Genomic DNA, 11693 nt, shown 5'->3' on the forward strand with positions numbered 1-11693 from the left:
TCCCGTACGGTAAGACGCATGTGCACCCGACTGGTTTATCTGGGACCCAACGGCAACATCATCACCGGACGGTCGATGGACTGGAAGCTGGACCTGGCGACCAACCTCTGGGCGCTGCCGCGCGGCGTGAAACGCGACGGGCGGGCCGGGGCGAACTCCCTTGAGTGGACTGCCAAATACGGCAGTGTGGTGGCCACCGGCTACGACATCTGCACCACCGACGGATTGAACGAGGCTGGTCTCTCGGTCAACCTGCTGTGGCTGGCCGAGTCGGAGTATCCGGTCTACGACGGTTCCCGGCCCGGGCTGGCCATCTCCATCTGGGCACAGTACGTACTGGACAACTTCGCCACCGTGGCCGAGGCGGTCGCGGATCTCAGCGCTGAGCCCTACGTCCTGGTGACCGACGGAGTTCCCGGAGAGGACCGGCTGGCCACCCTGCATCTGTCGCTGTCGGATGCGACCGGCGACAGCGCGATCGTGGAATACATCGGTGGAAAGCAGACCATCCACCACAGCCGCGACTATCAGGTGATGACGAACTCGCCGGTCTTCGATCAGCAGCTTGCCGTCAACGCCTACTGGGAGCAGCTCGGCGGAACCGTCATGCTGCCGGGCACCAACCGGGCCGCGGACCGGTTCGCGCGGGCCTCGTTCTACGTCAACGCGGTACCGAAATCCGAGGACCCCAAGATCGCGCTCGCCTCGGCGCTGAGCGTGGTGCGCAACGTATCCGTCCCGTTCGGCATCTCCACACCCGACGAGCCCAACATCTCCTCCACCCGCTGGCGCACCGTCGCCCACCACACCCGCAAGCTGTACTTCTTCGAGTCCGCGTTGACCCCCAACGTCTTCTGGGTGGATCTCAACAAGCTCGACTTCAGCGAGGGCGCGGCGGCACGCAAGCTGGACCTCGGCCCCGATGAATCGAACATGCTCGCGGGCGAGTCCTCGGCGCAGTTCGCCGCCGCCGAACCCTTCACCTTCTTGGACCTGAGCAAGTGAGGCTATGACCAGCCGTCTCGAACGTGCGGCGCTGCGCGCCGGCATCCCACCCTTCCATGTGATGGATGTGTGGCTGGCCGCCGACGAACGCCAGCGCAGCCACGGCGACCTGGTGAACCTGTCGGCCGGACAGCCCAGCGTGGGCGCCCCCGCGCCGGTGCGGGCCGCCGCGGCCGCCGCGCTGAGCACCAATCAGCTGGGTTACACAGTGGCACTGGGGATCCCAGAACTGCGTTCGGCCATCGCCGGCTCATACGCGGATCGCTACGAGCTGAGCGTCGACCCCGACGACGTGGTGGTGACCACTGGTTCGTCGGGCGGTTTTCTGCTGGCGTTTCTGGCCTGCTTCGACGCCGGCGACCGGGTGGCGATCGCCAGTCCGGGCTATCCCTGTTACCGCAACATCCTGACCGCGCTGGGCTGCGAGGTGGTCGAGATCCCGTGCGGACCGGACACCCGCTTCCAACCCACCGCGGCCATGCTCGCCGAGCTGGCTGAGACCGGGCCCCTGGCCGGAGTGATCGTCGCCAGCCCGGCGAACCCGACCGGGACCGTGCTGGAACCGGCGGAGCTGGCCGCGATCGCCGCATGGTGCGACACCGCCGGGGTTCGGCTGATCAGCGACGAGGTCTACCACGGGCTGGTCTACGCCGGAGCCCCGCAGACCAGCTGCGCCTGGCAGACCTCACGCAACGCGGTGGTGGCCAACAGCTTCTCGAAGTACTTCGCGATGACCGGCTGGCGGCTGGGCTGGCTGCTGGTCCCACCGGCCCTGCGACGCGCGGTGGACTGCCTGACCGGCAACTTCACCATCTGCCCGCCGGTGCTGGCCCAGTACGCGGCGGTCGCCGCATTCACCCCGGAATCCATCGCCGAGTCCGACGGCCACCTGAGGCACTACGCGACCAACCGGGCGCTGCTGCTGAACGGGCTGCGGGACCTGGGCATCGATCGGTTGGCGCCCACCGACGGGGCGTTCTACGTCTACGCCGACGTCTCGGAGCACACCGACGACTCGCTGGAATTCTGTGCGCGCCTGCTGGCCGACACCGGCGTGGCGCTGGCTCCGGGAGTCGACTTCGACACCGAGCGCGGTCATACCTTCGTCCGGTTGTCGTTCGCCGGCCCGACCGCCGACATCGACGAAGCACTGCGCCGGATCCGCGGGTGGCTGCCGCTCCGGTAGGTTTAGGCCCAAGCTCGAAATACCTGATCGAAGGGACCCTGCAATGAGCACAATCACGACTTCTCGCCTGGCGATCGGCGCCGCGGCCGTCGGCATCCTCGGTGCGGTGGCCGCTGCGGCGATGGCCGGGACCATCTCGCCGGCAGCCGATGCCGCACCCTCCCCCTGCACGGCTGCCGGGCTGGCCAGCACCGCCAGCGGCGTGCTGAGCCAAGCCGGTGGATTCCTCGGCGCCCACCCGGAGGCCAACGACGTGCTGACCGCCGCGGCCACCATGCCCCCGGACCAGGCCAAGTCCTCGGTGCAGGGCTACTTCGTCGGCCACCTCGACCAGCTGTCAACCCTGCAGGGCATCGCCCAGCCGCTCACCGACCTGAAGAGCCAATGCGGGATCGCGGTATCACCGACCCAGCTGGCCACACTGCTGGAGACCGTCAGCAATTAGGTCCGGGCCATGGGCCTGGTGATCAGCGAACACGAACGGGCCGCGCTGGCGCAGGCTTCGGGTTTCGGGCTGTTCGCCGCGATCACCGGGCGCCGGTCGCGGCGGTTCCCGGTCGGCGGCGCCATTCCCGCCGGCGCGCTGGCCTACCGCAGCCGCCGGCCCGTGCAGCCGTTGTCCGAGGTCGAGCGTGCCCTGCTGCTGTCGTTGATGGCCGGCGTCACCGGTTGGCACGACGGCATCGCGCACCACCCCGGGTACGCCCCTGCGCTGCCGAACTACCCCGGCAGCGCCACCGGCCGGGCCGTGCCGTCGGCGGCGGGTTTTCACACCAGCCAGCTGTTCTTCACCGACGACACCGGCTGTTACCTGCTGCCCACCCGCGACCAGAAACCACAGCAGTTCGACACCATCGAGGGCTGGATCAGCCATACCGCGGATTCCTATGTGCGGCTTTCGGATTCCCGCTTGGAGCTGCCACGTGAAGAGCCCTACATGGAGGGCCACAACACCTGGATCGGCAACCATCCGGGCAGCCTGCTGGCGTTCGCCGTGGCTGACCTGGCCGAGCACCTGCTGGAGAATCTGTGGTTCTTCGCGGCCAACGGATATCCGGTCCGCGATGACGTCAACGGTCGCGAAATCCCCGGCGTGCAGGCATTTTCCGGATTGGCACACGCCGATGACCCGATACCGCTGTCGTTCGTCGAGCAGTACACCCTGACCGAGGCCAGCGCCGAGTTGTCCATCGCCGCCCATAACGGGGCGCTGGGACTGCAGGCGATGGGTCTGGGCGGCTGGATCTTCGACGGCCTGGACCGGCTGTCGGTGCTGGGTGGCTCCGGTGACCCGCGGGCGCCCGGGCTGGGTTTCGTCGCCGATGACGACCCGCGCTGGCCGTTCCCGAATGTCACCGGGTTGCCGGGGCATTTCGAGACGCTCAGCCCACCACACGTCGCCTCGGTGGCCGACGGCGTAGCCAAGCTGGTGGCCCGAAAGTTCGGTCCGGGTGGTCCATCGCACCCGGATACGCCGGGGCCGTGGTCGAACAGCCCGGCCGTGCGCGGTTCGGCGCTGCCCCCGGACGGCATCGCCGAGCTGGTCACCTGCCAGGCGTCCTACATCTACGACACGTTCGGCAAGCTGCCCGGCACCGTCCCGACCGTGCACGTGCTGATGTACCTGCAGGCCCAGCACCTCGACACCGACTTCTACGACGAGTTCTACTCCCCCGGCGCGTATCTGCGAAGCCATGCGGAGCACCAGCAACGCTGGCATTGACGCCGGTCCAAGAGCATCATGACTGGATGGGCGCATCGGGTGATGGACATGAGCACGTGGCTTGGCTGTTGCCGACGCACGGCAGTGAAGGCTTGCGGGACGGTGTAGACCTCGACGACACCGAGTCGCTCGCCGAGTTGATCGGCGACAATACTGCCCCCCTAGGCCGCCCCATTCCCCGGGGCTAACCCTAAGAACTACAACGGGTTACGGATCTTCGTCGTCTTCGTCGCTGGAGTTGTTGTCGTTCAGTAGTTTTTCGGGGTGGTGGTAGTGGTTGATGCGGGGTTGGCCGTGGTCCAGATGCGCCGGTGGCAGGGTTTCGGTGGTGCCGTCGTGGCGTTTGCGGGTTTTGAAGCCGCCTGACGTGATGAGTTGGTGGTGGGGGCCGCAGCGCAGGGTCAGGTCGTGGATGTCGGTGCGTTTGGTGGTGGCGTAGTCGTCGTCGTGGTGGACTTCGCAGTTGTAGCCGGAGATGGGACAGTTGGGGTGCGAACAGCCACGCTCCTTGTCATAGAGCACGATGCGTTGCCCGGGTGAGGCCAGGCGTTTGGTGTGGAACAGGGCGAGTTCTTTGGCGCCGTCATAGATCCGCAGGTAATGGTGGGCGTGGGAGGCCATCGCGATCACGTCGCGCATCGGCAGCCAGGTGCCGCCGCCGGTGTGGGCTTTGCCGGTGCCGGCCTCCAGGTCGGCCAGGGTGGCCGAGACGATGATGCTGGCCGGCAGGCCGTTGTGCTGGCCCAATTCTCCGGAGGCCAGCAGGGCGCGGCCCATCGCGGTCAGCGCGTCGTGGTTGCGTTGCCCAGCATTGCGGGTATCGGCGTCGATCGCGGCTTGCGACGGTGTGCCGCTGGTGCACGGGGTGGGGTCGTCGGGGTTGCACATGCCCGGTGCGGCCCAGCGGGCCGCCACGGCATCCCAGGTGGCGCGGGCTTGAGGATCGAGGTAGCCGGTGATGGGGGTCATGCCGTCGCGGTCTTGGGGGCCCAGCACGATGCCGCGGCGTTTGGCGCGTTCCTCATCGCTGTAGTTGCCGTCGGGGTGGAGATGGTCGGCTAGTCGCTTCGCCAGTTGGGTGAGTTCGTCGGGGCGGCACTGGGTGGCCAGTTCGGTGAGGTGGTCTTCGGCCTGGGCCAAGGTGCCGGCATCGATACCGTCGGGCAGGTAGTGGAAGAAGGAGCGGATCACCGCGATGTGGGCGGCCCCGATCCGCCCGTCGCGCTGGGCGGCGGCTACCACCGGTAGCACCGGTTGCAGTGGTTCGCCGGTGATGGCGCGCCGTGGCCCGAGTTCGGCGGCGTCGGTGATGCGGCGCTTGGCTTCACCGCGGGTGATGTGCAGGGTGTCGGCCAAGATCCAGCGTGCCTTGCCGCCGATCTCGGCGGGATCAGCGGTGGCGAGCTGGTTGACCAACGGATGCTCAACGGCCGGCAGCCGCCGGCGTAGCTTCTCGCAGCGCTGCAAGATCGCCAGGCATTCGCGTGGTGTCAAGGCCTCGAAGTCCAGTTCCAGCGCCCGATCCAGGTCAGCGGAGAGCGCATCGAAGGCTCCGACGATCTCTGCCCGGCTATTCGAACGCATGTGCGAATCATAGCGGCGCGCACTGACAAGAAACCGACAACTAAAACCACAGTGACACAAGTGATTAGAGTGATTGCCCGCGCGAGTCCCCGGGCTACGCCCGCGAAACCCTTTGCACTGAACGAATTCCGACATAGGCCAGCGCGACCGCGAGCAACGCGAATTTGGTAAGTGCCGCGCTGCGGGCCCGCCGGGCATTGGCGTCGCGGTCCACACCGTCGAGCACCTTGAGCAGCGCCACCCCCTCGATGGCATCGCCGGCCACAGCGCCGATCGGCAGGAGCCGCAGTGCCGCGGTGTCGCCCCGACGACCACGGACGGCATTGATGAGCAACCCCACCAGGGTGCCGTAGGTCAGCATGTAGCCGAAGTCGAGCCACAGCGACCAGCGTGCCCACCGGCGGCCTTCGGCGCCCCAGGCGGTCAGGATCTCCTCGGCGCGGGAAGCACTACCGGCCAGCTCGAACGCGATGATCCCGGGACCGCCCGTCTTGCGCATCCCGCGCTCAATCGGCAACATCACTGCGTTGTAGGCAAGAAAGGCCGCCGCCGACCAACCGAGGCGCTTCACCCGACGCATGGTAGACGTCGAATTGCGCCGCTGTGGTCGCGCCAGCGACGGATCGCCCCGCAGTGTCGTGGCGCTACTGACCAGTAGAACGGCTGACCGATTCGATGACTACAGCGACACGGCGTCGGCTACCATCGCCGTCGATGAATCGGGCGGATGTCACATTCCTCTCCGCTGGAATACGTTGCGCGGGGTGGCTCTATCGTCCAAGCGATGCCCCCGGCGACGTGCCCTGCGTGGTCATGGCTCACGGCGTCGGGTTGACCCGCCACGATGCACTGTCCAGCTACGCCGAGGCGCTGACGCGTGCCGGCGTCGCGACGCTAGTCTACGACCATCGCTACCTCGGCGACTCAGAAGGCGAACCGCGGCAACGGGTTCGCATGACTGAGCAACTCGAGGACCGTTTGGCGGCTATCACATTCGCGCGGACACTCGACGGAATCGACCCCGACAGAATCATCGTTTGGGGGTTCTCACTGAGCGGCGGGACCGCGCTGCAGGCAGCCGCCGCGGACCAACACGTGGCCGGCGCTATCCTACTCTGCCCGTTTCTGGACGGCCGGTGGCGAACAATCCACGGGATGAGAATCCAGCCGCGCAATGCAACGTGGGTCACGATACGGGCGATGCGGGACACGCTGATTCCGGTGTCCGCTAAGCCAGTGCCCATGGCGGCATGACATTCCCGGGTGAGTTCGCAGGATTCCGTTCGATTGCGACGTCGGATTGGCGCAATGAAGTGCACGCCGGTGTGGTGCTGCCCCTGCCGTTCTGGCGACCGGTTACACAAGCTCCAAATCTCACCTGTCCGGTACTGATTCAGGCAGGCGAACGCGACATCTCGGTGTCAGCACGGGCCATCGATCATCTCGCTCGTCTGGCGCCACGGGCGACCTGAAGAACTACGACGTCGACCACTTCGAGCCGTTCTCCAGCAGTCACTCGTCCGAGATCATCGCAGATCAGGTGAGCTGGCTCAGAGCTCTCCCGCGAACGTGAATCTCACGACGTAACACGCCGCGGCGGCATCGCCGGATTCCCGCTCGGCGCAGGGGGAACGCTACAGCCAGGTGTCTTCGGTGGTGGCGGTGAGAAACGCCTCCAGGTCGTCGCGCCAGTGCGCCGGTGTGGTCTTGTCCGGCTCGATACCGGTGTAGTCGCCGCGATAAAACAGCAGTGGCCGGGGCTTGACCTCCGGGACATCCGAAAGTGACTGCACCGCACCGAACACCACGAAGTGGTCGCCCCCGTCGTGCACCGAGGCCACCGTGCAGTCGATGTGGGCCAGGGAACCGGCCAGGATCGGCGACCCCAGCGGGGAGGGCTCCCAGTCCACGCCGGCGAACTTGTCCGGCTCGCGGGAGCCGAACCGGGCGCAGACGTCCTTCTGCTGTTCGGCCAGGATGTTGACGCAGAACTTTCCGCTGGCCTCGATGGCCTGCCAGGACCGCGACATCTTGGTCGGGCAGAACAGCACCAGCGGCGGATCCAGCGACAGCGCGGCGAACGACTGGCAGGCGAAGCCGACCGGCGCATCGTCGTGCACGGTGGTGATGATCGTGATGCCGGTGCAGAACTGGCCCAGCGCGTTGCGGAACGCGCGCGGGTCGATCGGAAGCTCGGTCACCGTCAGTTCATACCAACCGTGAAGTCATGACCCCACAGACTGACCGCGGTGCTCTCCCGCGCCACCCAGTCGTCGTCATCGACTTCCAGTCCCTCGCAACCGAATTCGATCTGAAAACCGCTGGGCGCCTTCATGTAGAAGGACAGCATCTTGTCATTGACGTGCCGGCCCAGGGTGGCGGCCATCGGCACCTTGCGGCGGGCGACGCGGTCCAGGCAGAGCCCGACATCGTCGGCGTCCTCCACTTCGACCATCAGGTGCACGATTCCGGTCGGGGTGGGCATCGGCAGGAACGCCAGGCTGTGGTGACGCGGGTTGCAGCCGAAGAACCGCAGCCACGCCGGGTCGCCGTCGGCCGGGCGGCCCACCATCTGCGGGGGCAGCCGCATCGAGTCACGCAGCTTGAAGCCGAGCACGTCGCGGTAGAAGTGCAGCGCCTCGGCGTCATCCTTGGTCGACAGCACCACGTGACCCAGGCCCTGCTCCTCGGTGACGAACCGGTGCCCGTAGGGGCTGACCACCCGGCGGTGCTGCAGCGCCACACCGTGGAAGACCTCCAGGTGATTGCCCGACGGGTCGTCGAACGCGATCATCTCCTGGACGCACCGCTCGGCCAGCTCGGCTGCGGTCGCTTCCTTGTACGGCGTGCCCTCGGCCTCCAGCCGCTGCCGGATCTCCTGCAGCCCCGCGGCGTTGGCGCATTCCCAACCGGACACCAGCAACCGGTCGGTGTCCCCGGGCACGATTACCAGCCGGGCGGGGAACTCGTCCATCCGCAGGTACAGCGCACCCTCGCATGAGCCGGATCCCTCGACCATGCCGAGGACTTTCAGCCCGAAGTCCCGCCAGGCCGCCATGTCGGTGGCCTGAATTCGCAGGTAGCCCAGCGAACGGATACTCATCGGAACACCTCCAGCAAGCTCGTCAATCTCCCAGCGTGGTCCAGACCGATCAGACCATGGTGTCGCCGGGCGGCAACCCGAACTCGTGGTTGCCGAAGATCAGGTACGCCCGCTCCGGGTCGTTGGCAGCGTGCACCCGGCCGGCGTGCGCGTCACGCCAGAACCGCTGGACCGGAGCGTCGTTGGACAGCGCGGTGGCACCGGCCGCCTCGAACAGCCGGTCGATGGATGCGATCGCCCGGCCGGTGGCGCGGACCTGGTCGCGGCGGGCCCGGGCGCGCAGCTCGAACGGAATCTCCTTGCCGGCCACCAGTAGGGCGTACTCGTCGGCGACGTTGCCGATCAGCTGGCGCCAGCCGGCGTCGATGTCGCTGGCGGCCTCGGCGATCCGGACCTTGGCGAACGGGTCGTCCTTGGCCTTCTCGCCGGCGAACGCGGCACGCACCCGCTTGCCCTGGTGCTCGACGTGCGCCTGGTAAGCGCCGTAGGCCATTCCCATGATCGGGGTCGAGATGGTGGTGGGGTGGATGGTGCCCCACGGCATCTTGTAGACCGGCGCGGTGTTGGTCGCATAACCGCCGGCGGTGTGGTCGTTCATCGCCTTGTAGGACAGGAAGCGGTGCCGCGGCACGAACACGTCCTTGACCACGACGGTGTTGCTGCCGGTGCCCCGCAGGCCGACCACGTGCCAGACATCGTCGATGGTGTAGTCAGTGCGCGGGATCAGGAAGCTGCCGAAGTCCACCGGCTTGCCGTCCTTGATCACCGGTCCGCCCAGGAACGCCCAGGTGGCGTGCTCCGAGCCCGACGACCAGTTCCAGGAGCCGTTGACGATGTAGCCGTCGGCGTTCTCGGTGACCACACCGGCGCCCATCGGCGCGTACGACGACGAGATCCGGACGCTGGCGTCCTCACCCCAGACGTCTTCCTGGGCCTGCTGGTCGAAGAGCGCCAGGTGCCAGTTGTGCACGCCGATGATCCCGGCAACCCAGCCGGTGGAGCCACAGGCACTGGCCAGCCGGCGCACCGCCTCGTAGAAGATCGTCGGGTCGCACTGCAGGCCACCCCACTGCTCGGGCTGCAGCAGCCGGAAAAAGCCGATGTCCTCGAGCGTCTTGATGGAGGCGTCCGGGATCTGACGCAGATCCTCGGTCTCCTGGGCGCGCTCGCGCAACTGCGGAAGAATGTCGTCGATCGCGGCGAGCACCGACTGGGCGTCGCGCTGTTGAAGGGACGTCACTAGATTGCCTCCCAGGAGTGAGCAGGTTCTTCCGGCCCGTTTTCCAACCAGCCTAGAGTGAGATTAGAACACGTTCCGATTTGTGTCGAGCGGGGTGTTCCTGCGGCTGGTAGCAATCCCGGGCCGGTTTTCTGTAACCTGTTCTAGTTATGACCGAAGAGAAGGGCGGGCCGTGACGGAGACCATTCCGGACGAACCACTCGGCAGTCATGTCTTGGAACTGCAGATCACCGACGTCGTCGCCGAGACCGACGATGCGTGCCTGCTGGTATTCGGCGTGCCGGACGGTCCCGACGACCCGGAGATCCCGCCCCAGCGGTTGAAATACTCGCCGGGCCAGTTCCTGACGCTGCGGGTACCCAGCGACCGCACCGGCTCGGTGGCCCGCTGTTACTCGCTGTGCAGCTCACCGTTCACCGACGACGCAATGACGGTCACCGTCAAGCGGACCGCGGACGGCTACGCCTCGAACTGGCTGTGCGACCATGCCCACGCCGGGATGCGGATCCATGTGCTGGCGCCGTCCGGCACGTTCGTCCCGAAGTCGCTGGACACCGACTTCCTGCTGCTGGCCGCCGGCAGCGGGATCACCCCGATGTTGTCCATCTGCAAGTCGGCACTGACCGAGGGCAACGGTCAGGTGGTGCTGATCTACGCCAACCGCGACGAGCGGTCGGTGATCTTTGCCCGACGGCTGCAGGAACTGGCCGCCAAGTACCCCGACCGACTGACGGTCGTGCACTGGCTGGAATCGGTACAGGGCCTGCCGAGCCCCGCGGCGCTGGCCCGGCTGGCCGCCCCCTACACCGATAGCCAGGTCTTCATCTGCGGGCCGGGGCCGTTCATGGATGCCTCCCGCGACGCCCTGCGGACGCTGGAAGTGCCCGACACGCAGGTACACCTGGAGGTGTTCAAGTCGCTGGACAGCGACCCGTTCGCCGCCGTCAAGATCGAGGATGCTCCGGAGGGCGCGGAGGGCACAGGGACCCCGCCGGCAACCGTGACCGTCGAGTTGGACGGCGAAAAGCACGAGCTGGTGTGGCCACGTCACGTCAAGCTGCTGGACCTGCTGCTCGACAAGGGCCTCGACGCCCCGTTCTCCTGCCGGGAGGGCCACTGCGGCGCCTGCGCCTGCGAGCTGAAAAAGGGCAAGGTCACCATGGAGATCAACGACGTGCTGGAACCCCAGGACCTCGCCGAGGGGCTGATCCTGGCCTGCCAAGCCCACCCCGAGACGGATTCGGTGGAAGTGACATACGACGAGTGATCTCAGGTCTAGGTTGGTGCGACATGAAACGGTTGCTGATGGTAGCGGCAGCGTCAACGCTGCTGACCGCGCTGGTTCCGCCCGCGATCGGGTCTGCGGCCAGTGATACCAAGACATCACTGTTGCCGGTCAACGACTTCGACCAACTGCAGACCCACAGCTGGGTCGACTGCAGCGCACCGCCGCTGTGCCGCTTCACGGTCGGGGTGCAACTGCAGACCCCGGACGGCATGACCGGCTTCCCGCCCGACCTGTGGGCCCGGCAGAGCACCGAGATCCGCTCGTCGAAGCGAACCGCCTACCTGGACGTGCACACCGACGGCGGCGAGGGCTGGTTCAAAGACCGCGGCGGCCCCGGAACAAAGGTGTTCAAGGACGGCACCGGTGCGGTGATCCAGTCGATGTACAACGGCGAGGGCCCGCCGGAGAAATATCAGACCAACGGCAGCATCGACGTCCTGGAGTACTCCACCGGGCGGCCCAAGACCGACGCCAACGTGATCGTCTGCACCCACGTGCAGGTGGTCTACAGCGGGGTCAACCTGACCACGCCGTCCACCTGCGCGCAGACGGTCTTTTAGCCGA

General features: G+C 66.9%; 12 protein-coding genes. 7 read left to right on the top strand and 5 right to left on the bottom strand.

Features of this window, described 5'->3' with window-relative positions:
• Positions 1-18 precede the first annotated feature (18 nt).
• The 4 genes from AWC16_RS19840 to AWC16_RS19855 are packed head-to-tail and all read left to right on the top strand — an operon-like array spanning position 19 to position 3914.
• Positions 19-1005 carry a linear amide C-N hydrolase gene (locus tag AWC16_RS19840; protein ID WP_085266441.1) on the top strand — a complete coding sequence of 329 codons (987 nt, stop codon included), beginning with the start codon at positions 19-21 and terminating at the stop codon, positions 1003-1005.
• A gap of 4 nt (positions 1006-1009) precedes the next feature.
• A complete protein-coding gene (locus AWC16_RS19845) occupies positions 1010-2191 on the top strand; it encodes a pyridoxal phosphate-dependent aminotransferase (protein ID WP_085266442.1) in 1182 nt (393 codons plus the stop codon).
• A gap of 43 nt (positions 2192-2234) precedes the next feature.
• Entirely contained in the window at positions 2235-2636 is a 402-nt protein-coding gene (locus AWC16_RS19850) for a heme-binding protein (RefSeq protein WP_085266443.1), read from the top strand.
• Between the two features lie 9 nt (positions 2637-2645).
• The gene (locus tag AWC16_RS19855) at positions 2646-3914 is read left to right on the top strand and encodes a hypothetical protein (protein ID WP_085266444.1); all 1269 of its coding nucleotides are present in this window, start codon (positions 2646-2648) and stop codon (positions 3912-3914) included.
• Between the two features lie 207 nt (positions 3915-4121).
• Here AWC16_RS19855 and AWC16_RS19860 read toward each other — a convergent pair whose 3' ends face one another.
• Positions 4122-5498, bottom strand: a complete 1377-nt coding sequence (locus tag AWC16_RS19860) for an HNH endonuclease signature motif containing protein (protein ID WP_085266445.1) — start codon at positions 5496-5498, stop codon at positions 4122-4124.
• Positions 5499-5592: 94 nt separating this feature from the next.
• Positions 5593-6069, bottom strand: coding sequence for a hypothetical protein (locus AWC16_RS19865; RefSeq protein WP_085266446.1), 477 nt, complete (start codon positions 6067-6069; stop codon positions 5593-5595).
• Positions 6070-6212: 143 nt separating this feature from the next.
• Between AWC16_RS19865 and AWC16_RS19870 the strand changes: the two genes are divergently transcribed.
• Positions 6213-6752, top strand: coding sequence for an alpha/beta hydrolase (locus AWC16_RS19870; protein ID WP_165759276.1), 540 nt, complete (start codon positions 6213-6215; stop codon positions 6750-6752).
• Between the two features lie 380 nt (positions 6753-7132).
• Here AWC16_RS19870 and hsaB read toward each other — a convergent pair whose 3' ends face one another.
• The 3 genes from hsaB to hsaA are packed head-to-tail and all read right to left on the bottom strand — an operon-like array spanning position 7133 to position 9841.
• On the bottom strand, positions 7133-7699 hold the full coding sequence (gene hsaB / locus AWC16_RS19875) for a 3-hydroxy-9,10-secoandrosta-1,3,5(10)-triene-9,17-dione monooxygenase reductase subunit (protein WP_085266448.1): 567 nt from the start codon (positions 7697-7699) through the stop codon (positions 7133-7135).
• A 2-nt stretch (positions 7700-7701) separates the two neighbouring features.
• Positions 7702-8601, bottom strand: coding sequence for an iron-dependent extradiol dioxygenase HsaC (hsaC, locus tag AWC16_RS19880; protein WP_085266449.1), 900 nt, complete (start codon positions 8599-8601; stop codon positions 7702-7704).
• A gap of 49 nt (positions 8602-8650) precedes the next feature.
• Complete coding sequence (gene hsaA / locus AWC16_RS19885; protein WP_085266450.1) at positions 8651-9841, bottom strand: 3-hydroxy-9,10-secoandrosta-1,3,5(10)-triene-9,17-dione monooxygenase oxygenase subunit; 1191 nt, start codon at positions 9839-9841, stop codon at positions 8651-8653.
• A gap of 172 nt (positions 9842-10013) precedes the next feature.
• On the opposite strand from hsaA, the gene AWC16_RS19890 reads away from it, so the two are divergent.
• Both AWC16_RS19890 and AWC16_RS19895 read left to right on the top strand, forming a co-directional pair.
• Positions 10014-11108, top strand: a complete 1095-nt coding sequence (locus tag AWC16_RS19890; RefSeq protein ID WP_085266451.1) for a ferredoxin--NADP reductase — start codon at positions 10014-10016, stop codon at positions 11106-11108.
• Between the two features lie 23 nt (positions 11109-11131).
• Positions 11132-11689, top strand: a complete 558-nt coding sequence (locus AWC16_RS19895) for a hypothetical protein (protein WP_085266452.1) — start codon at positions 11132-11134, stop codon at positions 11687-11689.
• Positions 11690-11693 lie beyond the last annotated feature (4 nt).

The organism is Mycolicibacter longobardus (assembly GCF_002102265.1).
Lineage (GTDB): Bacteria > Actinomycetota > Actinomycetes > Mycobacteriales > Mycobacteriaceae > Mycobacterium > Mycobacterium longobardum.